The 24,251-nt window shown below is 62.3% G+C and carries 24 protein-coding genes; 14 read left to right on the forward strand and 10 right to left on the reverse strand.

Translation table 11 applies throughout. The features are described 5' to 3' along the window. Nucleotides 1-155 precede the first annotated feature (155 nt). The 8 genes from ACTJLA_RS16710 to dctM all read left to right on the forward strand — a co-directional run bounded on the left by ACTJLA_RS16710 (nucleotide 156) and on the right by dctM (nucleotide 8,792). A complete protein-coding gene (locus ACTJLA_RS16710) occupies nucleotides 156-974 on the forward strand; it encodes an FAS1-like dehydratase domain-containing protein (RefSeq protein WP_314543168.1) in 819 nt (272 codons plus the stop codon). Between the two features lie 28 nt (nucleotides 975-1,002). Continuing rightward, nucleotides 1,003-2,166 carry an acyl-CoA dehydrogenase family protein gene (locus ACTJLA_RS16715; RefSeq protein WP_314543170.1) on the forward strand — a complete coding sequence of 388 codons (1,164 nt, stop codon included), beginning with the start codon at nucleotides 1,003-1,005 and terminating at the stop codon, nucleotides 2,164-2,166. 11 nt (nucleotides 2,167-2,177) lie between these two features. After that, nucleotides 2,178-3,527: an MmgE/PrpD family protein gene (locus ACTJLA_RS16720; RefSeq protein ID WP_314543172.1), complete on the forward strand. Its 1,350-nt coding sequence runs from the start codon at nucleotides 2,178-2,180 to the stop codon at nucleotides 3,525-3,527. A gap of 10 nt (nucleotides 3,528-3,537) precedes the next feature. Then, on the forward strand, nucleotides 3,538-4,731 hold the full coding sequence (locus tag ACTJLA_RS16725) for a CaiB/BaiF CoA-transferase family protein (protein ID WP_314543175.1): 1,194 nt from the start codon (nucleotides 3,538-3,540) through the stop codon (nucleotides 4,729-4,731). A 14-nt stretch (nucleotides 4,732-4,745) separates the two neighbouring features. Continuing rightward, on the forward strand, nucleotides 4,746-5,564 hold the full coding sequence (locus tag ACTJLA_RS16730; RefSeq protein WP_057975756.1) for an HpcH/HpaI aldolase/citrate lyase family protein: 819 nt from the start codon (nucleotides 4,746-4,748) through the stop codon (nucleotides 5,562-5,564). Between the two features lie 131 nt (nucleotides 5,565-5,695). After that, nucleotides 5,696-6,679 (forward strand): TRAP transporter substrate-binding protein, encoded by a 984-nt coding sequence (locus ACTJLA_RS16735; RefSeq protein WP_057975757.1) that lies wholly within the window; start codon nucleotides 5,696-5,698, stop codon nucleotides 6,677-6,679. Nucleotides 6,680-6,879: 200 nt separating this feature from the next. Next, nucleotides 6,880-7,512 carry a TRAP transporter small permease gene (locus ACTJLA_RS16740; RefSeq protein ID WP_034125996.1) on the forward strand — a complete coding sequence of 211 codons (633 nt, stop codon included), beginning with the start codon at nucleotides 6,880-6,882 and terminating at the stop codon, nucleotides 7,510-7,512. Continuing rightward, nucleotides 7,512-8,792 (forward strand): C4-dicarboxylate TRAP transporter large permease protein DctM, encoded by a 1,281-nt coding sequence (dctM, locus tag ACTJLA_RS16745; protein ID WP_014718351.1) that lies wholly within the window; start codon nucleotides 7,512-7,514, stop codon nucleotides 8,790-8,792. The genes ACTJLA_RS16740 and dctM overlap by 1 nt, the downstream gene beginning before the upstream one ends. Nucleotides 8,793-8,985: 193 nt before the next feature. On the opposite strand, the gene ampC is transcribed toward dctM, so the two are convergent. Beyond that, complete coding sequence (gene ampC / locus ACTJLA_RS16750) at nucleotides 8,986-10,128, reverse strand: class C beta-lactamase (RefSeq protein WP_314543184.1); 1,143 nt, start codon at nucleotides 10,126-10,128, stop codon at nucleotides 8,986-8,988. 129 nt (nucleotides 10,129-10,257) lie between these two features. Here ampC and ACTJLA_RS16755 point away from each other — a divergent pair, with 129 nt between their 5' ends. Continuing rightward, complete coding sequence (locus ACTJLA_RS16755) at nucleotides 10,258-11,130, forward strand: LysR family transcriptional regulator (RefSeq protein WP_314543186.1); 873 nt, start codon at nucleotides 10,258-10,260, stop codon at nucleotides 11,128-11,130. 49 nt (nucleotides 11,131-11,179) lie between these two features. On the opposite strand, the gene yghX is transcribed toward ACTJLA_RS16755, so the two are convergent. The 3 genes from yghX to ACTJLA_RS16770 are packed head-to-tail and all read right to left on the reverse strand — an operon-like array spanning nucleotide 11,180 to nucleotide 13,356. Further along, nucleotides 11,180-12,067 carry a YghX family hydrolase gene (gene yghX / locus ACTJLA_RS16760; protein ID WP_034125993.1) on the reverse strand — a complete coding sequence of 296 codons (888 nt, stop codon included), beginning with the start codon at nucleotides 12,065-12,067 and terminating at the stop codon, nucleotides 11,180-11,182. A 44-nt stretch (nucleotides 12,068-12,111) separates the two neighbouring features. After that, nucleotides 12,112-12,606, reverse strand: coding sequence for a PaaI family thioesterase (locus tag ACTJLA_RS16765; RefSeq protein WP_054897340.1), 495 nt, complete (start codon nucleotides 12,604-12,606; stop codon nucleotides 12,112-12,114). A gap of 51 nt (nucleotides 12,607-12,657) precedes the next feature. Next, nucleotides 12,658-13,356: a DMT family transporter gene (locus ACTJLA_RS16770; protein WP_440841636.1), complete on the reverse strand. Its 699-nt coding sequence runs from the start codon at nucleotides 13,354-13,356 to the stop codon at nucleotides 12,658-12,660. A gap of 89 nt (nucleotides 13,357-13,445) precedes the next feature. Here ACTJLA_RS16770 and ACTJLA_RS16775 point away from each other — a divergent pair, with 89 nt between their 5' ends. After that, nucleotides 13,446-14,771: an aminotransferase-like domain-containing protein gene (locus tag ACTJLA_RS16775; protein WP_057975759.1), complete on the forward strand. Its 1,326-nt coding sequence runs from the start codon at nucleotides 13,446-13,448 to the stop codon at nucleotides 14,769-14,771. A gap of 7 nt (nucleotides 14,772-14,778) precedes the next feature. On the opposite strand, the gene ACTJLA_RS16780 is transcribed toward ACTJLA_RS16775, so the two are convergent. Beyond that, nucleotides 14,779-15,210 (reverse strand): nuclear transport factor 2 family protein, encoded by a 432-nt coding sequence (locus tag ACTJLA_RS16780; protein WP_003190851.1) that lies wholly within the window; start codon nucleotides 15,208-15,210, stop codon nucleotides 14,779-14,781. A gap of 154 nt (nucleotides 15,211-15,364) precedes the next feature. On the opposite strand from ACTJLA_RS16780, the gene ACTJLA_RS16785 reads away from it, so the two are divergent. After that, nucleotides 15,365-15,598: a DUF6434 domain-containing protein gene (locus ACTJLA_RS16785; RefSeq protein WP_314543197.1), complete on the forward strand. Its 234-nt coding sequence runs from the start codon at nucleotides 15,365-15,367 to the stop codon at nucleotides 15,596-15,598. A gap of 161 nt (nucleotides 15,599-15,759) precedes the next feature. On the opposite strand, the gene ACTJLA_RS16790 is transcribed toward ACTJLA_RS16785, so the two are convergent. Next, a complete protein-coding gene (locus ACTJLA_RS16790) occupies nucleotides 15,760-17,469 on the reverse strand; it encodes an amidase (RefSeq protein ID WP_314543199.1) in 1,710 nt (569 codons plus the stop codon). A 151-nt stretch (nucleotides 17,470-17,620) separates the two neighbouring features. Here ACTJLA_RS16790 and ACTJLA_RS16795 point away from each other — a divergent pair, with 151 nt between their 5' ends. Continuing rightward, a complete protein-coding gene (locus ACTJLA_RS16795) occupies nucleotides 17,621-17,968 on the forward strand; it encodes a DUF2834 domain-containing protein (protein WP_314543201.1) in 348 nt (115 codons plus the stop codon). A 353-nt stretch (nucleotides 17,969-18,321) separates the two neighbouring features. On the opposite strand, the gene ACTJLA_RS16800 is transcribed toward ACTJLA_RS16795, so the two are convergent. Then, nucleotides 18,322-19,533, reverse strand: coding sequence for an MFS transporter (locus tag ACTJLA_RS16800; protein ID WP_003190861.1), 1,212 nt, complete (start codon nucleotides 19,531-19,533; stop codon nucleotides 18,322-18,324). Nucleotides 19,534-19,635: 102 nt separating this feature from the next. On the opposite strand from ACTJLA_RS16800, the gene ACTJLA_RS16805 reads away from it, so the two are divergent. Further along, complete coding sequence (locus tag ACTJLA_RS16805) at nucleotides 19,636-20,457, forward strand: AraC family transcriptional regulator (RefSeq protein WP_014718649.1); 822 nt, start codon at nucleotides 19,636-19,638, stop codon at nucleotides 20,455-20,457. Here the strand turns inward: ACTJLA_RS16805 and ACTJLA_RS16810 are convergent. Both ACTJLA_RS16810 and ACTJLA_RS16815 read right to left on the reverse strand, forming a co-directional pair. Next, nucleotides 20,450-21,640 (reverse strand): MFS transporter, encoded by a 1,191-nt coding sequence (locus ACTJLA_RS16810; RefSeq protein ID WP_314543203.1) that lies wholly within the window; start codon nucleotides 21,638-21,640, stop codon nucleotides 20,450-20,452. The two genes, ACTJLA_RS16805 and ACTJLA_RS16810, sit on opposite strands and share 8 nt — an antisense overlap. Further along, complete coding sequence (locus ACTJLA_RS16815; protein ID WP_314543205.1) at nucleotides 21,637-22,659, reverse strand: alpha/beta hydrolase; 1,023 nt, start codon at nucleotides 22,657-22,659, stop codon at nucleotides 21,637-21,639. The genes ACTJLA_RS16810 and ACTJLA_RS16815 overlap by 4 nt, the downstream gene beginning before the upstream one ends. A gap of 163 nt (nucleotides 22,660-22,822) precedes the next feature. On the opposite strand from ACTJLA_RS16815, the gene ACTJLA_RS16820 reads away from it, so the two are divergent. Continuing rightward, nucleotides 22,823-23,746, forward strand: a complete 924-nt coding sequence (locus ACTJLA_RS16820) for an AraC family transcriptional regulator (RefSeq protein ID WP_314543207.1) — start codon at nucleotides 22,823-22,825, stop codon at nucleotides 23,744-23,746. Here the strand turns inward: ACTJLA_RS16820 and ACTJLA_RS16825 are convergent. Then, nucleotides 23,721-24,227 carry a GAF domain-containing protein gene (locus tag ACTJLA_RS16825; RefSeq protein ID WP_020302594.1) on the reverse strand — a complete coding sequence of 169 codons (507 nt, stop codon included), beginning with the start codon at nucleotides 24,225-24,227 and terminating at the stop codon, nucleotides 23,721-23,723. The genes ACTJLA_RS16820 and ACTJLA_RS16825 overlap by 26 nt on opposite strands. Nucleotides 24,228-24,251 lie beyond the last annotated feature (24 nt).

A 24,251-nucleotide genomic window follows, 5' to 3' on the forward strand; every position in this document is an offset into this window, starting at 1 on the left:
GCTCGCCACAGCAAGCCAGCTCCCACATTGGTTCACGGTGTGGCTGTAAGCGTTCAGCTTAACCGAACGCTGGTTTATTGAAATGCAAATTCTCAGAACGGGCAGGCCCTTGCATGATCCACGGCAGACACCCACTGCCTGAGGACCTGCACCCGATGAGCGCCACTGATTGGATCGGCCGAAGTGAGACCGCCCACGACCACCTGAGTCATAACCTGCTCAAGCGCATCGCCGCGACGTTAGGTGAAGAGGTGCCTGCCGACGGCGACGCTGTGCCTGCGCTGTGGCAATGGTGCTTTTTCCAGGACCCGCTGCCGGAGGTGGCGCTGGGCGGCGACGGCCACCCAGCACGCGGCGGGTTCCTGCCGCCGGCCGATAACCGCAATCGCATGTGGGCCGGTGGGCGTCTTGAATTTCTGCAGCCACTGCGGGCTGGCGAGGCGGCTACGCGCGTGTCGACCATCACCCAGGTCGAAGAAAAGACCGGGCGCACCGGCTCACTGCTATTTGTCACTGTGCGCCATGACTACTCCCAGGAAGGGCGGCTGGCCATCCGCGAGGAACAGGACATCGTCTACCGCGAACCCACGCCACCCAAGCCTGGCAGCGGCGACGCGCTGGCCCGGGGCGAATGGACAGAGGCCGTCGAGCCGACGCCGACCCTGTTGTTCCGCTACAGCGCCGTCACGTTCAACGGCCACCGCATCCACTACGACTACCCCTATGTCACCGGCACCGAAGGCTATGCCGGCCTGGTGGTGCATGGCCCGCTGATCGCCACTTTGAACCTGCGTGCGTTCTGCCGGGCGCACCCTGAGGCGACTCTGCGCCGCTTTGCCTATCGCGGCGTGCGCCCACTGATTGCGCTACAGCCTTTTGAGGTGGGCGGGCGTATCACCGCAACCGGCGTCGCAGAACTCTGGGCGGGCAACACTGAAGGCCTGGCGCAGACCGCCCAAGTGCATTTCGAATAACCCGATAACAACAGGCGGAGAGCCGTTAATGAATGCCCATGACAACGAAGAACTCAAGGCCATCCGCGACGGCGTGCGCGCCTTGTGCGCCGAGTTCGATGCCGCTTACTGGCGCAAGATCGATGAAGAAAAAGGCTTCCCTGAAGCCTTCGTCAAGGCCCTGACCGACGCCGGTTGGCTGTCGGCCATGATCCCCGAGGAATACGGCGGTTCCGGCCTGGGCCTGGCCGAAGCCTCGGTGATCCTTGAGGAAGTCAACCGCTGCGGCGGCAACTCGGGCACCGTACACGGCCAGATGTACAACATGTTCACCCTGCTGCGTCACGGCAGCGAAGCGCAAAAACGCTTCTACTTGCCCAAGCTGGCCAGCGGTGAATTGCGCCTGCAGTCGATGGCCGTCACCGAACCCACTACCGGCACCGACACCACCAAGATCAAGACCACGGCGATCAAGCGCGGCGACAAGTACGTGATCAACGGCCAGAAAGTCTGGATCTCTCGGGTACAGCATTCCGACCTGATGATCCTGCTGGCACGCACCACGCCCTTGGCCGACGTAAAGAAAAAGTCCGAAGGCATGTCGATCTTCCTGGTAGACCTGCGCCAGGCCGTCGGCAACGGCCTGACCGTGCAGCCCATCGCCAATATGGTCAACCACGAGACCAACGAGCTGTTCTTCGACAACCTGGAGCTTCCCCTGGACAGCCTGATTGGCGAGGAGGGCAAGGGCTTCAAATACATCCTCGATGGCCTGAATGCCGAGCGCACGCTGATTGCCGCCGAGTGCATCGGTGACGGCCGCTGGTTCATCGAAAAGGCCAGCGCCTATGCCCGCGACCGTGTGGTGTTTGGCCGGCCAATCGGGCAGAACCAGGGCGTGCAGTTCCCGATTGCCGAGGCGCATATCGAGATCGAAGCGGCCGACCTGATGCGCTGGCGTGCCTGCGAGGAATACGACAGCGGCAAGAACGCCGGGGCCAGTGCCAACATGGCCAAGTACCTGGCGGCCAAGGCGTCCTGGGAAGCGGCCAACGTCTGCCTGCAAACCCACGGCGGCTTCGGCTTTGCCTGCGAGTACGACGTGGAGCGCAAATTCCGCGAGACCCGCCTGTACCAGGTGGCGCCGATCTCCACCAACCTGATCCTGTCCTACGTGGCCGAGCATTTGCTCGAATTGCCACGCAGCTTCTGAGGGCCTTGAGCATGCATCATACCCAAGCCCTGTGCCGGTTCCTGGCCGAGCTGACGTACTCACAATTGCCCGAGCCCGTGCTGGCGCGTACCGAAGAGCTGTACCTGGATTGGCTCGCGTCCGCCTTGGCCAGCCAAGGCGCGCACCCGATTCCCTTGTTTGAACGCTACGCGCAGAAGATGGGCCCGAGCAGCGGCCCGGCCCAGGTGATCGTCAACGGCACCGGCACCAGCGCGTATTTCGCCGCACTGGTCAACGCCGCCTCCTCACACCTGGTGGAGCAGGATGACCTGCACAACAGTTCCGTGCTGCACCCGGCCACCGTGGTGTTTCCCGCCGCGTTGGCGGCTGCCCAGGACCTCGGCAAGTCTGGCCGTGAACTGTTGCTGGCCTCGGTGGCCGGCTACGAGGCGGGGATTCGCATCGGTGAGTTCATGGGCCGCTCGCACTACCGCATCTTCCACACCACGGCCACGGTCGGCACCCTGGCGGCGGCGGTCGCGGTGGGCAAGTTGCTCGATTTCAACGAAGAACAATTCATCAACCTGCTCGGCAGCGCCGGCACCCAGGCTGCCGGGCTGTGGGAGTTTCTGCGCGATGCCGCCGACTCCAAACAACTGCACACGGCCAAGGCGGCGGCGGACGGCTTGCTGGCGGCTTACCTTACGGCCGATGGGCTGACCGGCGCGCGCAATATCCTTGAAGGTGAGCAAGGTTTGGCGGCAGGTATGTCCAGTGATGCCCAGCCGGGCAAATTGTCCGCCGAGCTGGGCAGCCGTTGGGCGCTGGTGGAAACCTCGTTCAAGTTCCACGCCTCCTGTCGCCACACCCATCCTGCTGCCGACGCGCTGCTGGCCGTGATGCAGCGTGAAGGCTTGAGCGCTGCGCAGATCTCCCAGGTGCGAACCCACGTGCACCAAGGCGCCATTGACGTACTCGGCCGAGTGACGGTACCGGCCACCGTGCACCAGGCGAAGTTTTCCATGGGCACCGTGCTTGGGCTGATCGCTGTGCATGGCAAAGCCGGGTTGCCTGAATTCCATGAGCTGGCGTTGACCGATCCTGCGGTCGCGGCGTTTCGCGACAAGGTCAGCATGACCCTGGACGCGGAAGTCGACAGCGCCTACCCGCAACGCTGGCTGGGCCGCGTCACGGTCACCACCACCGATGGCCGCACGCTGCGCGGTGCCATTGATGAACCCAAGGGCGACCCGGGCAACACCCTGAGTCGGGCCGAACTGGCGGATAAGTTCCAGCGCCTGGCCCACTTCAGCGGCGCCCGCACCCCGACCCAGGCCAGAGGCCTGATCGAGCAGGTGTGGAACCTGCGCACTACCGCGTCCATGGCCCATTGGCTTTGAGGGATTTGTCATGACTGAACAACGACCGCTGGACGGCATCACCGTCGTCAGCCTGGAACACGCGATTGCCGCGCCATTTTGCACGCGCCAGCTGGCCGACCTCGGTGCCCGGGTCATCAAGGTAGAGCGCCCCGGCACCGGCGACTTCGCCCGTGGCTATGACGAGCGGGTGCGTGGCCTGGCGTCGCATTTCGTCTGGACCAACCGCTCCAAGGAAAGCCTGACCCTGGACCTCAAGCAGGACGAGGCGGGCGCTATTCTGGATGCGCTTTTGGCCGATGCCGATGTGTTGGTGCAGAACCTTGCCCCCGGCGCGGCAGCGCGCATGGGCTTATCGTTCGAGGCGCTGCACGTGCGCTTTCCACGCCTGATCGTCTGCGATATTTCCGGCTACGGCGAAGGCGGGCCCTACGAGAAAAAGAAAGCCTACGACCTGCTGATCCAGAGCGAGGGCGGCTTTCTCTCGGTGACCGGTGGCCCAGGTGAAGAGCAGATGGCCAAGGCCGGTTGCTCCATCGCGGATATCTCCGCCGGGATGTACGCCTACAGCGGCATTCTGTCGGCGCTGCTGCTGCGCGGCAAAACCGGCCAGGGCAGTCGCATCGATGTGAGCATGCTCGAAAGCCTGGTGGAGTGGATGGGCTACCCGATGTATTACGCCTTCGACGGCGCGCCGCCGCCACCGCGTGCGGGTGCCGCGCATTCGACGATTTACCCCTACGGGCCGTTTCCCACCGGGGGCGGCGGCACCGTGATGCTCGGCTTGCAGAACGAGCGCGAATGGGCGGCGTTCTGCGACAAAGTGCTGCTCACCCCGGCGCTGGCCATGGACGAACGCTTCAGCGCCAATTTCAAGCGTTCGGCCAACCGCGAGGTGCTGCGCCAGATCATCGTGGAGCGCTTTGCCCAACTGGACGTCGAGGCGGTGATCCAGCGCCTGGAGCATGCGCAAATTGCCAGTGCCCGGGTCAACGACATGCAAGGCGTGTGGGACCACCCGCAACTCAAGGCCCGCGACAGCTGGCGTGACGTCGACAGCCCGGCGGGGCCGTTGCCCTCGCTGCTGCCACCGGCCCGTAACGCCGCGTTTACCCCGCGCATGGACGGCGTTCCAGCGCTGGGGCAACACAGCCAAGGCATCCTCGACCAGTTGGGTTACTCCATTGAGGCCATTAACAGTCTGCGCGAGCGCGGCGTTATCTAATCAGGAATCACGTGATGCCAAAGCCATTAGTACGTTCTGCGCTGTTTGTGCCGGGCAGCCGCCCGGAGCGGTTTGCCAAGGCCCTGGCCAGCGGCGCCGACGCAGTGATTGTGGATTTTGAAGACGCGGTGGAAGAGCCGCTCAAACGTCAGGCCCGGGATAATCTGGATGCATTCCTGCGCGCCCATGCTGAAGCCCGGGTGTGGGTGCGCATCAACGCGCCGCAACATGCCGAGCATTTTGAGGACGTGGCGTTCTGCAAGGCCCATGCAAATGTCGCCGGGGTATTGCTGCCCAAGGTCGAAAGCGCGGCCCAGGTGGCTGTGGTGGCCGCGACCGGCAAGGCTATCTGGCCGATTATCGAAAGCGCACGCGGTTTGCTGGCACTGGCGCAGATTGCCCAGGCGCCCCAGGTGGAGCGCCTGTCGTTCGGTGGCTTGGACCTGGCGCTGGACCTGAACCTGAGCAGTCACTCCCGTGCCGCCGAATTGGCCCTCGACCAGGCGCGCCTGGCGTTGATCGTGCATTCGCGCGCCGCGGGCCTGGCGGCGCCGCTGGACGGCGTGCACCCGGCCATCGACGACCCAGAAGGCCTGCACCGTTCGATCCGGCACGCCTATGAGATGGGTTTTGCCGGGGCGTTGTGCATTCATCCCAAGCAAGTGGCGGTGATCCATGCCGCGCTAGCGCCGAGCGCCCAAGAGCTGGCCTGGGCCAGGCGAGTGGTGGAGGCGGGCGCCCATGGGGCAGGGGCTTATCAGATTGATGGGCAGATGGTGGATGCGCCGGTGTTGCTGCGCGCGCAACGGCTGCTCACTGCCAGCTCTGACTGACGGAACCTGGAGCCAGCTCCCACACTGGACGCATTCGGCCAAGCCGAACGCAGGTATCTAAAATTCGAAATTCACGACACGCTTAACATCAGGCACCTTGCCTTAAACACAACAATAAGAAGGTGATTCCCATGCTCAAGCTTTCCCGGGCGCTGCTGTGCGCCGCCACCTTGTTTACCGCTGGCCTGGCCCAGGCGGCAGACCCGATTGTGATCAAGTTCGCCCACGTGGTTGCTGAAAACACCCCTAAAGGCCAAGGCGCGCTGCTGTTCAAAAAGCTTGCTGAAGAGCGCCTGCCCGGCAAGGTCAAGGTCGAGGTGTACCCGAACTCGTCGCTGTTTGGCGATGGCAAGGAAATGGAAGCATTGCTGCTGGGTGATGTGCAGATGCTGGCCCCGTCCCTGGCCAAATTCGAGCACTACACCAAGCAAGTGCAGATCTACGACTTGCCGTTCCTGTTCAGCGACCTGGCCGCCGTCGACCGTTTCCAGGCGGCCCAGGGCAAGCAACTGCTGACCTCGATGCAGGATAAAAACATCCTCGGCCTGGCCTATTGGCACAACGGCCTCAAACAACTCTCTGCCAACAAGGCCCTGCATGAACCCAAGGACGCCCGTGGCCTGAAGTTCCGCGTGCAGGCTTCCAGTGTGCTCGAAGAACAGTTCAAGGCGATCCGCGCCAACCCGCGCAAGATGAGCTTTGCCGAGGTTTACCAGGGCCTGCAGACCGGTACCGTGAATGGCACCGAGAACACTTGGTCGAACTATGAAAGCCAGAAGGTCAACGAAGTGCAGAAGTACTTCACCGAGTCCAACCACGGCCTGATCGACTACATGGTGATCACTAACGCGACATTCTGGAACGGCCTGGCGCCGGATGTGCGCAGCACCCTGGAGCAGATCATGGCCGAGGTCACCGTGGAGGTGAACAAGCAGGCCGAAGCGCTGAACCAGTCGGCCAAGCAGAAGATCATCGACGCCAAGACCAGCGAAATCATCGAACTGACCCCCGAGCAACGTGCGCTGTGGCGCGAAGCCATGCGCCCGGTGTGGCAGAAGTTCGAAGGCGAGATTGGGGCCGGCCTGATCAAGGCGGCGGACCAGTCCAATCAGTAATCCCCTGTGGGAGCGGGCTTGCCCGCGACTGATCGTTCCCACGCTCCGCGTGGTAATGCATCCCGTGACGCTCCCGTCGCCTTACGCACGGCGTGATACAGGACGTGGAACGTCCGGGGCGGCATTACCACGCGGAGTGTGGGAACGATCTAGCAGGTTGACCTGGCTTTTTACCTATCTCTGCCTCGCGAGGTTTTGCCATGCAAACGCTAAGGCGCGTCTGGGAGCACCTGGAGGAAGGCTTTATCGCTTTCCTGCTGGCCGCCATGACCCTGGTGACGTTCGTCTACGTCATGCTCAACAACGTCTACACCCTGTTCTTTACCCTGGCCGACAAATGGGCCTGGAGCAGCCCCTTCTTCAATGCCCTGGGCGACGGCAGCATGACGTGGGCCCAAGAGATGACCTGGAGTGTGGCGCTGACCAAGGCCATGTTCGGCTGGTTGATTTTCTTCGGCATTTCCTACGGCGTGCGCACTGCTGGCCACCTGGGTGTGGACGCGCTGGTGCGGCTGACCCGGCGCCCGGTGCAGCGTCTGCTCGGCATGCTCGCCTGCCTGTGCTGCCTGGCCTATGCCGGGCTGTTCATGGTGGCCAGCTACAAGTGGGTAAGTGCGGTAATGACCGCGCATATCGGCGCCGAAGACCTCGACCAGTTCGGCATCGATGTCGGCGACATCGTGGTGATCGTGCCCATTGGCTTTGCGTTGGTATTGATCCGCTACCTGGAAATTTTCTACCGCATCTTTACCCACCGCCAGGTCGGGTTGGGGTTGGCCGACGAGGCCGGTGAGGCCAGCAAGTTGGCCGGCAGCCATGAGGAGCGTCACTGATGGCCGTGCTCTGTCTGTTTTTGCTGTTGTTCGTGTTCATGTTCCTGGGCGTGCCGATTGCGATTGCCCTGGGGCTGTCCGGTGCGGTGTCGATTTTGATGTTCAGCCAGGACTCGGTGAGTTCCCTGGCGATCAAGCTGTTTGAAACCAGCGATGCCTACACCTTCCTGGCGATTCCGTTTTTCCTGTTGTCCGGTGCCTTCATGACCACCGGCGGCGTGGCCCAGCGGCTGATCGACTTTGCCAACGCCTGTGTCGGGCATATCCGCGGTGGCCTGGCGATTGCGGCTGTGCTGGCGTGCATGCTGTTTGCAGCGCTGTCCGGGTCGTCACCGGCCACGGTGGCAGCAGTGGGTTCGATTGCCGTGGCGGGCATGGTGCGCTCCGGTTATCCGAAGGAATTTGGTGCTGGCATCATCTGCAATGCCGGGACCTTGGGCATTCTGATCCCGCCGTCGATTGTGATGGTGGTGTATTCGGCGGCGACCGAAACCTCGGTGGGCAAGTTGTTCATGGCCGGGGTGATTCCGGGCTTGCTGCTGGGCCTGATGTTGATGGTCGCGATCTACATCGTCGCCCGCATCAAGAAGCTGCCGGCGCAACCCCGGGCGACATTCCGTGAATGGCTGAGCTGTGCACGCCGAGCGTTCTGGGGCCTGTTGCTACTGGTGATCATCCTCGGCGGCATTTACAGCGGCATGTTCACCCCGACCGAAGCGGCGGCAGTGGCGGCCGTGTATTCAGCATTCGTCGCGCTGTTCGTCTACAAGGACATGAAGCTGCGCGACTGCCCCAAGGTGCTGCTGGAGTCGGGGCGCTTGTCGATCATGCTGATGTTCATCATCGCCAACGCCATGCTGTTTGCCCACGTGCTGACCACCGAACAGATCCCCCAGCAAATCACCGCGTGGGTAATCTCGGAAGGACTGACGCCGATTGGCTTTTTGATCATGGTCAACGTGGTGCTGCTGATTGCCGGCAGCTTTATGGAGCCTTCGGCCATTGTGCTGATCCTGGCGCCGATCTTTTTTCCGATTGCGATGAAGCTCGGGATCGACCCGATTCACCTGGGGATAGTGATGGTGGTGAACATGGAAATCGGCCTGGTGCACCCGCCGGTGGGGCTGAACCTGTTCGTGACCTCGGCGGTGACCGGGCTGACATTGGGGCAGACTATTCGCGCGGCGATGCCGTGGCTGATGATTTTGCTGGTCTTCCTGATCATGGTGACTTACTTGCCGTTCATTTCCCTGGCGCTGCCGCAGTGGCTCGGAATGTAGGGTGGGAGGGGGCTTGCCCCGATGGCGATGAGTCAGACACTCCCTCATCGGGGCATAGGTATCTACATAACTCAGGGACGACGCAGGCCCTGTGGCGAGGGCGCTTGCTCCCGTGACTACCCAACGGCGGACGCTGATCTAACTGACGCGCCGCGATCCAAATGTGGGAGCAGGCTTGCCTGCGATGGCGGCCTTATTGGTCCATCGCACTCAAGATCGCGTGCGCTACTTTCACCCTTTCGGCATTCGGGTAGTTCCGGTTCGCCAGGATCACCACCCCCATGTCCTTGCTTGGCACGTACGCCACGTAAGCACCAAAGCCGCCAGTGGACCCGGTTTTGTTGTACAGCACGTTGGCCGGCTCGGCCTGGGCGGGTGTCAACCAGGTGACCTTGTGCGGCTCCATCGCCATCGGTGTGGAGTTGCCGTCCAGTAACGCTTGCAGGCCGATGGGGTAGGGGTAGCGTTCCCAGCCCAGCCCCTGGGTCATGCCGTTGACGGTGTAGTAGCCGGCGTGACTGGTGGCAATGGCCTGTTGCACCGGTTGTTCCAGGGTTTGCGGGTGCATGTTCGCGATCACGTAGCGGGCCAGGTCCTGGCTGCTGCTCTTGAGGCCATAGGCTTCGAAGTCCAGGGCGCCAGGGTTGACGCGTACCGGTTTCTGCTGGCTGTCATAGCCCTGGGCGTATTGGCCAGCCTTGTCGGCGGGGACGCGAGTATAGGTATTGGTCAAGCCCAGCTTGGGCAGCAGGGTTTTTTCCATGGCGACGGTGAAAGGCTGGCCCAGGCTTTTTGCGGTCACGTAACCGAACAGGCCAATGCTGGGGTTGGAGTAAAGGCGTTGTTCCCCCGGCGCATAAGTGGGTTTCCAATGCTGGAAGTAATCCATCATGGTGGTTGCACTGTCGGCGGCATCCGGAAACTGCAGCGTCAGGCCGCCGGCGGTGTAAGTGGCCAGTTGCAGCAGGCTGATGCGATCGAACGCGCTGCCAGCCAGGACGGGCAGATGTTGGCTGGTCATGTCCGACAGCTTGAGCTTGCCGATGGCCTGGGCATACCCGCCGAGGGTGGCGTTGAAGGTTTTGCTCACTGAGCCGATTTCGAACAGGGTGTTTTCGGTGACGGGTGTCTGGGTGTCTTTGGCGGCGACGCCGTAGTTAAAGTATTGCACCTTGCCGTGTTGGACGACCGCGACCGTCAGGCCCGGGATGCCTTGCTGTTTCATCAGAGGGGTGACGTGGCTGTCCACGACCTGGCGCATATCGGTGGCTGCCATGCAGCTGCCGGCGCCGAGCAAAAAGGCTGAAACCGCATATTTTTTCAGGGTGTGTTTCATGGTTCGCTTCCATGTAAATAAGGCAATGACGATCGGAACCTGCGCAGGCGTGGCAAATGTAGGTGGATTTCCGGGCGCCGGCAAACGATGATATCTCGCACCTGCCATTAGAAAAATTTGGGTCAAGCCATGTTGCGTTCCCACCTGCCGCTCAATGCGTTGCGCGCTTTCGAAGCGTCGGCGCGCCATTTGAGCTTTACCCGTGCGGCCATTGAGCTGTGCGTGACCCAGGCGGCGGTCAGTCATCAGGTCAAAAGTCTCGAAGCGCAACTCAACGTCACGCTGTTCAAGCGCCTGCCACGGGGCTTGATGCTCACCAGCGAAGGCGAATCCCTGCTGCCCGTGCTGCGTGACGCCTTCGACCGTATTGCCCTGACCTTGGATCAATTTGAAGGCGGGCATTACCGTGAAGTCCTGACGGTGGGGGCGGTCGGCACCTTTGCGGTGGGCTGGTTGTTGCCACGCCTGGCGGATTTTCACAGCCGCTACCCGTTGATCGACTTGCGCTTGTCCACCCACAACAACCGCGTGGATGTCGCTGCCGAGGGCCTGGATTATGCCATCCGCTTTGGCGCCGGCGCGTGGCACGGCACCGACGCCTGCCCCTTGCTTGAGGCACCGCTGACGGTGTTGTGCGTGCCGCAGATTGCCGAACAACTGCACAGCCCGGCTGACGTACTGAAACACACCTTGCTGCGTTCCTACCGTGCCGATGAGTGGAACCTGTGGTTCCAGGCCGCCGGTTTGCCCAGCGATACACGGGTGCCGCGCAGCGTGGTGTTCGACTCTTCGCTGGCGATGATGGAGGCCGCGCTGCAAGGGACTGGCGTAGCACTGGCGCCAGCCCTGATGTTTTCACGGCAATTGGAGATCGATGTGATCCGCCAGCCGTTCAAGGTGGGGATCACCACCGGCAGCTATTGGTTGACGCGCTTGCAGTCGCGGGCTGAGACACCCGCGATGTTGGCGTTCAAAGGGTGGTTGCAGGCAAGTGTTGGATAACATTTGGGGAGGCAGGTCCTCATTTATGTAGGAGCGAGCTTGCTCGCTCCTACATCAGGTATTGGCGGAACCATCCCAGGGTGCGTTCCCAGGCAAGGTTCGCCGCTGCTTCGTCATAGCGCGGTGTCGAATCATTATGAAAACCATGATTGGCGCCCTTGTAGATAAACGCCTCATACCTCGTCCCCGCGGCCTTCAATGCCTGCTCATACGCCGGCCAGCCTTCATTGATGCGTGTATCCAGCTCACCGAAATGCAACATGACCGGCGCCTTGATGCGCGGCACGTCCTTGGCGTCGGGTTGGCGCCCGTAGAACGACACTGCCGCGCCCAGTTCCGGGTAGGCCACCGCCGCTGCATTGGTCACGCCACCGCCGTAACAGAACCCGGTGATGCCGACTTTGCCCGTGCTGCTGTCGTGCTGCATCAGCCACTCGATGGCGGCGAAGAAGTCGTTCATCAGTTTGGTCGGGTCGACGGTCTGCTGCAGGGCCACGCCTTTTTCATCATTGCCAGGGTAGCCGCCCACCGAGGTCAGGCCGTCCGGGGCCAAGGCGATAAAGCCGGCCTTGGCCAGGCGTCGGGCGACGTCTTCGATATAGGGGTTCAGGCCCCGGTTTTCATGCACCACCACCACGGCGGGCAGCTTGCCTGCCGCCTTGGCTGGGCGCACCAGATAGCCGCGCACGGTGCCGTTGCCTTTGGGCGAGGGGTAGGTGATGTAGTCGGCGACGATATCCGGGTCGGTGAATTTCACCTGCTCGGCCAAGGCGTAATTGGGGCTCAGGGCCGCGAGCAATGCCGAAGCGGTGAGGCCACCGAGGGTGAACAGCGCGGCGCGGTCGAGAAATTCGCGGCGGTTGATCTTGCCGTGGGCATAGCCGTCGTAGAGTTCCAGCAGTTCGGGAGCAAAGTCTTTCGCGGTCAGACGAGTCATCGGTGCAGTCCTCGATTAGCGGTTGCCGTCACTGTAGACCAGGATCAAACCTCGCGGCCATGGGCGGCGGCGGCCAGTTGCCCGGTGTCGACGCGCACGAACACCGAGTCGCCGACGGCGGTGAGCACGCTGCCTGCATACACTTCGCAGACCACCCGGCTTTTGCGACCGATTTCGCCTTCGACCCGCGCCCGCAGGACCAGGGGCACACCCATGGGCGTGGGCTTGATGAATTTGATCCCCAGGTTACCGGTGACGCAGTCGATGCGCGGCAGGCTGCCGGGTTCACGCTGTTCGGCGCGGTAGTGGTAGGCCATGGCGGTCCAGTTGGAATGGCAGTCCACCAGCATGGCGATCAGGCCACCGTAGACCAGGTCTGGCCAGCCGCTGTATTTGGCCTCGGGTTGATGCTCGGCAATGACGTGTACGCCATCGTCATCCCAGCGGCTCTTGATGTGCAGGCCATGAGGGTTGCTGCTGCCGCAGCCGTAGCAGATGCCTTCCGGCGCCGTGGTGTCCTGGAGAGAAGCGCTGTGCATGCAGAGTCCTTGTTGTTGTTTGGGCGACGCTTCTATTTAGCAGGCCAGGGGTTAGCGAGCAAACTTCTTCGCCCCGGCCACGCAGCCGATCACCGCCACCGTCACCAGCACCATGCCCAGGCTGACCTGTTCATGCAGCAAACCCGCTGCCAGCGCCAAGCCGAAGAACGGTTGCAGCAACTGCAACTGGCCGACCGCGGCAATCCCGCCCTGGGCCAGGCCGCGGTACCAGAATACAAAGCCGATCAACATGCTGAACACCGCCACGTAGCCCAGGCTCAACCAGGCCGGCAAGCTGATACCGCTGAGGGTAGACGGCGCCAACAACAGGCTGCCCAGGATCGAAAACAACCAGAACACCGGCCTCGGCCGTTCACCGCCGCGCAGCACACCGAACACCGCCGTAGCCAGTGGCAGCAGGCCGATAAAGACGATGGAGTGGGCCGAGGTCACGTACTGCAGGGCCAGGGCCGTCAGCAGTGGAAAGCCGATCACCACGCCAAGCGCGACGATAACCAGCGGTGCCGATTGCTGGCGCGTGGGGCGTTTTTCCTTGAATACCCCCAATAGGCACAACCCCAGTAGCGCCGCGAGAGTGGCGCGGATCATGGTCAGGAACACCGGATCGAATTCCATGACCGCCAGGCGCGTGGCTGGCAGCGAGCCGCTGAAAATCACCACACCGATAAAACCGTTGATCCAACCCTGGGTGCTGCTGTCCAGAGTGCCGAGAGGAGAAGTGCGTTCCATGGGGGACCTGTCCGAAAATGGCAGTTGCGTGGTGGGCATCCTAGGATTGAAGATTAAGACAATCAAAAAATTGTCATGGATACAGCCCTATGCCCCGTGCTCGCTACAAGACGCTGGTCGATACCTTCGCCGAGGCCATCCGCAGCGGCCAATTGCAGCCCGGCACGCGGTTGCCTACCCATCGGCAATTGGCGGCCGAGCATGGCCTGGCGTTGGTCACCGCCAGCCGGGTGTACAGCGAGCTGGAAGCCATGGGCCTGGTCAGTGGCGAAACCGGGCGCGGCACTTTCGTGCGTGAGATTGCCTTGCCACCGGGGCAGGGCAGTGGGCAGATGACGGTTGCGGCGGGTTTGCTTGACCTGAATTTCAACTATCCGTCTTTGCCGGGTCAGGCCGAGCTGCTGCGCACGGCGTTGCGCCAACTCGCCCTGTCTGGCGACCTGGAGGCGTTGCTGCGCTACCAGCCCCATGCCGGACGTGTGCACGAGCGCGCCGCCGTGGCCCGGCACTTGTTGAACCGAGGGTTGACGGTGCAAGCCGAGCAGGTGCTGGTGGTCAGCGGCGCCCAGCATGGCCTGGCGGTGAGCATGATGACCTTGCTCAAGCCTGGGGATGTGGTCGCGGTGGATGCACTGACCTATTCGGGGTTCAAGGTGCTGGCCGAAACCCTGCACCTGGAACTGGTCGCCATCCCAGTCACAGCCAACGGCCCGGACCTGGACCACTTGCACAGCCTGTGTCGCCAGCGCCCGGTGCGAGCGGTGTACAGCATGCCGACCCTGCATAACCCGCTGGGCTGGGTGATGAGCCTGGCGCTGCGCGAGCGCTTGGTGGCAATCGCCCGGCAGCACAACCTGATGATCATCGAGGATGGCGCCTATGCGTTTCTCGCCGAAGAAGCGCCGCCACCCTTGGCGACCCTCGCACCGGAGCGCACGGTGTACATCGGCGGGCTGTCCAAGAGTGTCGCCACCGGTTTACGCGTGGGCTTTATCGCTGCGCCTATGGCTTGGGTGAGCGGCTTGGAGCGCACGATCATGGCCACCACCTGGAACGTGCCGGGGGTGATGAGCGCGATTGCGGTGGGCTGGCTCGAGGACGGCACGGTGGCGCAACTGGAGGCGCAAAAGCGTGCGGATGCCCAGGCTCGTCAAGCGTTGGCAGCACAGGTGCTGAGGGGCGTGAAGACCATCAGTCACCCGTCCTCCTACTTTCTGTGGCTACCGTTGGCGGAAGACGCCCGCGCCGATCAGGTCGCCATGACCTTGCAGCGCGCGGGCATCTCGGTTTCAACCGCCGAACCGTTCGCGGTCTCGGCCCAGGTGCCCCACGCGCTGCGCCTGGCCCTGGGTTCGGTGCCCATGGCGGCATTGCGTGAGGCGCTGGTGAAGGTGCGCAAGGTGGTGGCGTGGTGAGGTTTGCTCAGTACTTGTAAGCCTGGCGCCCAATCAGCAGCCATTGGCCGTGCTGTTTTTGCCAAACCTGAAAGTTGTCGATATCGGTTGGTGTGTCCACACCGCTGTTCACCGCCAGGGCATGGAAGTGGTTGCGCACCAGGGCGGTATCGCCGTTGAGGGTGATGGTCTGGTTTTGCATCTCCAGGGTTTTGAATGCGCTGGTATGGGTTTCCAGGTCGGCAATGAATTGCGCCTTGTTTTGCACCTTGCCGCTGGAGTGGCCGTAGGTCAGCTTGTCGGACGTCAGTGCATGAAGCTGCTTGAGGTCCAGATGCAGCATGGCTTGGGTCAATTGATCGACTGCCTGGGCTACATCCTTCTCGGCGGCGCCGGGCGCGGCGGCGACGTAGCCGGAGAAGAGGCACAGAAATCCGATCAGCACTTTGAAGTTGGACATGGGTGTTTCCTTATTGTTGTTAAGAAATACGACGAAGTACGTCGTCGTACAACCATGCAATATTCTCAAGGCGGAAGGAAAGTGAAATTTTGCAGGAGCTTGAGGTGAGTAGGCGCTAGAGTGTTCATCACCATCCGCGCAGCCGAGGTACATCATGGATTTTGACTGGCACAGCGACTTCATCACCCGCGCTACACCCGTCACCCCTAGCTATAAAAACACCCAGAACGTGCGCCGCTTTATGCTTGAGCAGTGTGGCCCGGCGTTCAAGTTCAACCGTCCATTCATGGCGTGGATTCGTAACGGCGCACCCAAGACTTTGGGGGATGTGGTGGAGGAGTGGCAGCGTCGCAACGAGGTGCTTCGGTCCTCGCACCACGGTGTTTAAACTGAAATATGAACAAAAAGTGTGGGAGCGGGCTTGCTGTGGCGAGGGAGCTTGCTCTCGCTCGACAGCGCAGCTGGAGCCGGCTTTTTGGGGGCGCTACGCACCCCAGCGCAAGCAAGCTTGCTCGCCACAGCAAGCCCGCATTTGAGTGAGGAGCCCAGCTAGATAGCCGCCAGCGGTGGCGTACGCGGCGGGATCATCCGTTTGCTGCCGGTGGCTTCGAACGCCGAGGCAAAGCGCAACAGCGCCGAATCGTCATAGGCACGCCCGGCGAAGGTCAGCCCCACCGGCATGCCAATATCCGCCATCACGCCCATCGGCACGGTGACGGTGGGCACGCCCAGGTGGCGGATGGCGAGGTTGCCGTTGGCCACCCACACGCCGTTGCTCCAGGCAATGTCGGCAGACGCTTCGTTCACATCGGCATCCGCCGGGCCTACGTCGGCCACGGTGGGGAACAGCACGGCGTCGAGCCCGAGGGTGTCCATCCAGTCTTCCAGGTCCAGGCGCCGGGTTTGCTCCAGGCCGCACAGGCCATCGGGCACGGTGCTGATCTGGTCCCATGGCGTGATGCCGCGTTGGGCCATGCGCACGTATTCGTCCATGCCGGCGGCCAGGTCGTCTTCACGGTTGGGCAGGGTGCCGGGGTCGTGGGGGAAGATGCTCGGCCCGTCCACATCGGCCAGGCGGTTCAGGTGCGGGTCGCCGTTGGCGCGCAGGAAGTCATCGAAGGCCCATGCAGACAGTTCCCACAGTTCGTCGTGGAGGAACTCTTTAGAGACCAGGCCACGGGTAAACACCGTCGGCGCGCCGGGGCGGTCGCCTTCGCAGTTGGACACCAGCGGGAAATCCACTTCGATCACTTCGGCACCCGCCGCTTCCAATGCCTGGCGCGCGGCTTGCCACAGTTCGATCACCGTGGCGCGGGTGTGGATCTTTTGTCCGGTCGGGCCGCCGATACCCGGTTTTTCGCTGGTGCCAGCATCCGGGTCGGCGTTGATGTACATGCGCGGCACGCCAAAGCGCTTGCCGGCCAGGTTTTCGCTGTCGACTGCCAGCGCCGCGTAGGACACCGGGCGCACCGAGGTGACGCTGGGGATCGGCACCCAGGGTTGCAGGCGCCACAGGTCACCACGTGTGTCCGGGTCTTCGGCCACCACGACGTCGAGCACTTCCAGCAGGTCGGCCATGGTGCGTGCATAAGGCACCACCACGTCCATGGTCGGGGTCAGTGGCCAGTTGCCGCGCACCGAAATCACGCCACGGGACGGCGTGTAGGCACACAAGCCATTATTGGAGGCCGGGCCGCGACCGCTGGACCAGGTTTCTTCAGCTAGCCCGAACGCGGCAAAGCTGGCGGCGGTGGCGGTACCAGCGCCGTTGGAGGAACCCGACGCAAACGGCGCGGTGAGGTAGTCGGCATTGTAGGGGCTTTCGGCGCGACCGTACACGCCACGCTGCATACCGCCATTGGCCATCGGCGGCATGTTGGTCTTGCCCAGGCAGATAGCGCCACCGGCACGCAGACGCTCAATGGTGAAGGCATCGCGCTGGGCCACCAGCTTGGCAAACGCCGGGCTGCCGGATGCAGCCGTCAACCCCTTGACCAGGTAACTGTCCTTGGCGGTGTAAGGAATGCCATCCAGCGGCCCCAGGGTTTGCCCCTTGGCACGGCGCGCATCGGACGCCTGGGCTTCTTTGAGCGCATCGGGGTTGCGTACCACCACGGCGTTCAGTGCAGTGGCCGTCTGCGGGCCATCGTAGGCATCGATCCGCGCCAGGTACGCCTGCACCAGTTCAACTGCCGTGGTCTGGCCGGCTTCAAGCGCAGCGCGCAATTGGGCAATAGAGACTTCAGTAACTTGCATCACGTTTTTTTCGCCGCCTTCAAGTGGGGGTATGGCGGCAGTCTACGTACAGATATTTCACAAAACCAGCGCGGCATACTTCGTGTAGGCGGCGCGCAGGACATCTCGGGAAAGACGTCTGCAGGATTGCGAGCGGCAGCCTCTTGTCGCTAAGGTGGCCGCGCTGATTAACGTTGCACTTCAAGGAAGAGACCATGCACAGACCTCCCTGGCTGCCTTGCTCGGGTTTACCCTCAATACGGTGGCGACCATGCTCACGGCAGAGCGATCATTGCTGGCATTTGGATGGGAACTGATGTCCCGGCCCGATACGGCGCAGGTGGTGATTGACCTGTATCTGATGGCGGTGCTGGCGTGTGTGTGGATGTACCGGGATGCGCGTAGGCGAGGGCGGTCGATGGTCTCAGTGCTGCCGTATTTTTTACTGACGGCAGTGTTTGTGTCGGTAGGGCCTTTGCTCTATATCGTGGTTAATGGATTTTCTCGCCGGGCCATGAAGTGAGGCTTGTTGCTCCCGTGACGACCTGCCAGCGACGCTGATCTGACTGACACACGACGATCCAAAGTGGGAGCTGGCTTGCTCGCGAAGGCGGCCTGGCAGTCAACACAGTTGGATTGTGGACATATCCGTAGCAGATCAAGAGCGGCTCGCTTCGCATCGTGGTTACCGTTGAGCGCTAAGGAGTTGTGTCGATACCTATGGTTATCGCAGGCAAGCCACCCACCTCTGGATCGTGGGGGTGTCAGGTAGATAGGCTTCGGCTAGCAGGCCGTCACGGGAGCAAGCTCCCTCGCCACAGGTCCCGCGTCGCCCCAAAGTTGTAGATAACTACGGTTATGGGGCGACGTGATCGATCAAACGCCTTTGGTCGACGGCAACAGTACCGTGAGGATACCCACCAGCGGCAGGAACGAGCACAGCTTGTACACGTATTCGATGCCGTGATGGTCAGCGAGCATCCCGAGCAGCGCCGCGCCGATCCCGCTGAAGCCGAACATCAGGCCGAAGAATATCCCGGCGATCATGCCCACATTGCCCGGCACCAATTCCTGGGCAAACACCACGATGGCCGAGAACGCCGAGGCGATGATAAAGCCGATGACCACGCTGAGTACGGCGGTCCAGAACAGGTCGACGTAGGGCAGGGCCAGGGTGAACGGTGCGGCGCCGAGGATCGAGAACCAGATGACTTTCTTGCGGCCGATCTTGTCGCCGATCGGGCCGCCGGCGAAGGTGCCCACGGCCACTGCGCCGAGGAACAGGAACAGGTACATCTGCGAGCTGGCTACCGACAGCTGGAATTTCTCGATCAGGTAGAACGTGAAGTAACTGGTCAGGCTGGTCATGTACCAGTATTTGGAGAACACCAGCACAGCCAATACCACCAGGGCGAAGGTCACGCGGCCTTTGGACAAACCGTGGGTCGCCTGGCTGCCTTGCTTGAGCTTGAACAGGTTGAGGTGGTGGCGGTACCAGCGGCTCAAACCGTACAGCACCAGGATGGCGAACACCGCAAACAGGCCGAACCAGGCAATGTGGCTTTGGCCGTAGGGAATGATGATCGCCGCCGCCAGCAACGGGCCGAAAGCGCTGCCGGTGTTGCCGCCGACCTGGAAGGTCGATTGCGCCAAGCCGTAGCGCCCACCGGAAGCCAGGCGTGCGACGCGGGAGGTTTCCGGGTGGAAGGTCGATGAGCCCACACCCACCAGCGCCGCCGCGAGCAATATCGCCGGGAAGTTGCCGACAAAGGCCAGCATCAGGATGCCGATCAAGGTGCACACCATGCCCGCTGGTAATAACCAGGGTTTGGGGTGGCGGTCGGTGTGGTAGCCGATCCACGGTTGCAGCAGCGAGGCGGTCAACTGGAAGGTCAGGGTGATCAGGCCGACCTGGGTGAAGCTCAGGCCGTAGTTGGCCTTGAGCATCGGGTAGATCGATGGCAGCACAGCCTGGATCAAGTCATTGATCAGGTGCGCCAGGGCACAGGCGCCCAGGACGCGCATGACTAAGGGGCTTACTTGCGGGCTGGTCGAAGGTGCGGCGGGTGACGCTGTGACTGTGGACATGCGGGCATTCCGTACAAGGCAGCTGACAGGCGTGGAGGCGGGCGGCGGTGATGTGAACCGCCACTCCATCTGGACTCGGCGTTTATGCTAGATTCGGCGCCAATGCCTGTCTCGCGCAATTCGGGCAGAAACCATCGCAAAAAGGGCGAAATGATCAAATCACTGGATAAATTTCTGCGAGAGATCGATGAGGGCGACTGGGCCGTCATCAGTTCGGCCACCGATTACCCCGAAAACTGGGTGATCCCCGAACACAGCCACAACAAGCACCAACTGCTGTACGCCATTGGCGGTGTGATGGTGGTGTACTCGGCCCTGAGGCAATGGACGGTGCCGCCCAATCGTGGCTTCTGGATGCCTTGCGGTCAAGTTCACTCACTGCGTTGCGTGGGTACGCTGAAGATGCGCAGCGTGTTCGTGCGCCCGGACAGCTTCCCCAACCTGCCGGCCGAGCCCAAGACGGTGACCGTTTCGCCGCTGCTGAGTGAACTGATCAAGGCCTCGGTGAGCTTGAAGCCGCCGTATGCCGAGGATTCACGCGACGCGCGGATCATGCACCTGATTCTTGACGAACTGGCCATTCTCCCGGCCTTGCCGCTGTCGCTGCCCCAGCCTGCCGACCCGCGCCTGAGCCCGATCTGCCTGGCGTTGCAGGATGAACCGAGTGATGCCTCCACCGTGGCCGACTGGAGTGCGCGGTTGGGATTGGACCAGACCACCATCCAGCGCCTGTTCCGCAAGGAAACCGGCATGACCTTCGGCCAATGGCGCCAGCAGGCGCGGTTGCTGCTGGCGCTGGAGCGCATTGCGGTGGGGGAGAAGATCATCGATGTGGCGTTTGAATTGGGCTACGAAAGCCCCAGCGCTTTTACCAGCATGTTCAAGAAACAGTTTGGTAAAACGCCGAGTCATTTTTTCAAGTAGTGCCGCTTGCCATGGATGCGTGAGCAGGGCGCCGGGATGCCAGGTAAGCCAGCAGCGTGGCGACTACCAGCAAGGCGGCGCTCAACTCGAAGGTGGCCCGGTAGCCGCTCAAGTCGAATGCCACGCCACCGACGGTGGCACCGGCGGCAATCGCCAACTGGATGATGGCGACCATCAACCCCCCGCCGGCCTCAGCGTCGTCGGGCAAGGTGCGTGCCAGCCATGTCCACCAGCCAACCGGAGCAGCTGTCGCTACCAGGCCCCAGCAGCCCAACAGCAGGGTGGTGACAATCGCTGAACCGCCGAACCCCACCAGCGCAAGAGCAATGCCGGCCATGATCAACGGAATGGCAATCAGCGTCGGGTACAGGTGACGCTTGAGCAAATGCTCAATCAACACCGTACCCGCCAGGCCGGCCAGGCCGAGCACCAGCAGCATCAGCGACAGGGTGGACACCTCGACCCGGGTCACGCCGTCCAGGAATGGCCGCAAGTAAGTGAACAGCATGAACTGGCCCATGAAGAACAGGCTGACGGCGCACATGCCCAAGGCCACCTTGGAGTTTTTCAGCAGGCGCAGCGCATTGCCGGTGGCCGCCGTGCCGCTGTGCTTGAGCGCCGGCAAGCTCAGCCACAGCCAGGCCAGCGCAATCACGGCCACTGGCACCACGCAAAAGAATGCGCCGCGCCAGCCAATCAGGCCGCCAAGAAAGCTGCCCAGCGGCGCCGCGATCACCGTCGCCAGGGCGTTGCCACCGTTGACGATGGCCAAGGCCCGTGGCACTTGGGCGGGCTCGACCAGGCGCATTGCCGTGGCCGCCGACAGCGACCAGAAGCCGCCAATCGCCACCCCAATCAACGCACGCCCGAGCATGAACACCGCGTAATTCGGTGCGAACGCCACCACGCTGCCAGAGACGATCATCAGCAGGGTCAGGGCCATCAGCAGGCGCTTGCGATCCATCCTTGCGGCAACCGCCGCGATTACCAGGCTGGTGAGCAGGGCAAACACCCCGGACACGGAAATGCCTTGGCCGGCCTGGCCTTCAGTGATGTGCAAGTCAGCGGCCAGCGGTGTCAGCAGGCTGACCGGCATGAACTCGGAGGCGACCAAGGCAAACGCCGCGAGCGACATCGCCAGCACCGCGCCCCAGCGTTGCGATTGAGGGGTAACGGACCTCACTGCAAGTGGCTCTGGAAGAAGGTGGTGAGCGTGTCAAACGGGATCAGTTCGACGCGGTCGTACAGGTCTACATGGCCGGCGTTGGGAATGACCAGCAATTGCTTGGGCTCGGCGGCGCGTTGATAGGCGTCTTCACTGAATTCACGGGAGTGCGCGTTGGCCCCGGTAATCAGCAGCAGTGGGCGCGGCGAGATCGTCTCGATATCGTTGAAGGGGTAGAAGTTCATGAACTTGACGTTACTGGTCAGCGTCGGCCGGGTGGTGGTCTGCGATGAGGCGCCTGCCGGGGTGACTTCGCCGCGGGGGGTGCGGTAGAAGTCGTAGAACTCGTCGCCGACCGGATCGCCCGTGAGGCTCTGCGGCGTGCCACCGGTGTAGAGGGTCTCGCCGCCCTGGAACTCTACATAGCGCTGGTTGGCGGCCTGGCGCAGGATCTGCTGGCGCTGTTGCAAGGTCATGCCGTGCTTGAGGCCATTGCGGTTGGCCGCGCCCATGTCGTACATGCTGACGGTGGCGATTGCCTTGAGACGCGGATCGATCTTCGCAGCACTGATCACAAAACTGCCGCTGCCACAAATGCCGATGGCACCGATGCGTTCCCGGTCGACCTGTGGGCGAGTGCCGAGAAAGTCCACGGCGGCGCTGAAGTCTTCCACGTAGAGGTCGGGCAACACCGCGTTGCGTGGTGTGCCAGCGCTTTGGCCCCAGAACGACAGGTCCAGGGACAGGGTCACGAAGCCCTGTTCAGCCATTTTGGTGGCGTAGAGGTTGGCGCTTTGCTCTTTGACGGCGCCCATCGGGTGGCCGACGACCAGGGCTGCGTGCTTTGAGCCTGGGGCAAGGTGCCTGGGCACGAACAGCGTGCCTGCGACCTGCATGCCGTATTGATTGTTGAAGGTGACAGGTTCGGCCGTCACTGTGTCGCTGCTGTAGAAGTTATCCGCACCGTTAGACATATCGGCTCCAAATGAAGAAAGAGAAGTCACCAACAAACCCAGGGCGAGCAAGAGGCGTTTCATAGGGGTGTTCCTCGTGAAGTGTCAGCACATTTTCCGGGTGACGGCAGGGCTTCTGTAGTGCATTTGAGTGGATTACTTGCCTGATCCTCTGAGTTTCAGTGCCAGGTGACGACGCCCGTGACTTGCGCGGGTAAAGTGCAATGAAGCATTGAAAGGGTCTGTCATGACATCCACTCCCACCCCATTGAACGCGCTGATCCAGTCGATTGGTTCGCGCACGCCGTCGCCCGGCGACTACGCCATGCCGATCCCCGGCCTGGGCTTTTATCGGCGTGAGCAACCCGCTGCGCCGGTGGTGTGCATGGTTGAGCCGTGCATCGTGCTGGTGGCCCAGGGCGAGAAGCAGTTGTGGGTCGGTGGCGAGGGCTACCCCTACAACACTTCCCGGTTCCTGGTGACGTCGCTGGACATCCCGGCCAATTCCGAGGTGCTGGCGGCCAGCCCCGAGCAGCCGTGCCTGGGGCTGACGTTCAAGCTGGACCTGCGCATGCTCGCCGAGCTGATCGCCCAGGGTGGCTTGCCGCCGGTGCGTGAGCGTGCGGTCATGAAGGGCGTGGGGATCGGCACGGTCACCGACGGCATGCTGGCCGCATTCGCGCGCCTGGTGGCGTTGCTGGATGAACCCGAGGCTATCCCGGTACTTGCGCCATTGATCCAACGCGAGATTCATTACCGGCTATTGAAAAGCGACCAGGCCGGCCGACTGCGCCAGATCTGCTCGGTGGACGGGCAGGGCTATCGGATTGCCAAGGCCATCGACTGGCTGAAGTTGAATTTCGACGCAGCCCTGCGTGTGGAAGAGCTGGCAGCGCGGGTGCAAATGAGCGCGGCGACCTTTCACCATCACTTCCGGCAACTGACCGCGATGAGCCCGCTGCAATACCAGAAATGGCTGCGTCTGAATGAAGCACGACGATTGATGTTGAACGAGCACCAGGATGTCTCCAGTGCCGCGTTCAAAGTCGGGTATGAGAGCCCGTCGCAATTCAGCCGTGAGTACAGCCGGCTGTTCGGGGTGCCGCCCAAGCGTGATATGGCAACACTGCGGGGCCGGGCGGGTGTCAGTGATCCGCCGGGGTCAGATTAGCGTAGAAGATGCAGCCAATCAGCCGTGCGAACAGGCTCAGGGTTTCCGGCAGGTTCGGGTCGTCGAACAGCATGGCCCGTGAGTCCAGCGCACACAGCGCCCCGAACAGGCGGCCATCGGGCAGGAAGATCGGCGCGCCGGCGTAGCTTTCGATGGCGTATTGCTTGACCACCGGGCGTGACGCGAAACGGCCGTTCTGGCTGATCTGGGGGATGAACAGGGTGTGTGGGTTGATGCAGAACTCACTGCACAGGGTGGTTTCAAGGTCGAGTACGTCGTCGACGTTGATGCCCATTTGCAGCGGGTCGTAGGCCGAGCACACCACCCATTCCTGGTCGGTGAACTTGGCGATGCCGGCGAATCTCATCCCGGTCAGACGAGTGACCAGCTTGAGGATGTTGGTGGTTGCTTCAATTTCGGCAATGGCAGCGCGCTCGTCTGCGCTGAGTAACCTGTGTGCGGCGGTGACGCTTGAAACCATGCTGAACGCTCCAATGGCGTGGTC

The organism is Pseudomonas sp. 22072, assembly GCF_052046095.1.
Taxonomy (GTDB): domain Bacteria; phylum Pseudomonadota; class Gammaproteobacteria; order Pseudomonadales; family Pseudomonadaceae; genus Aquipseudomonas; species Aquipseudomonas paracarnis.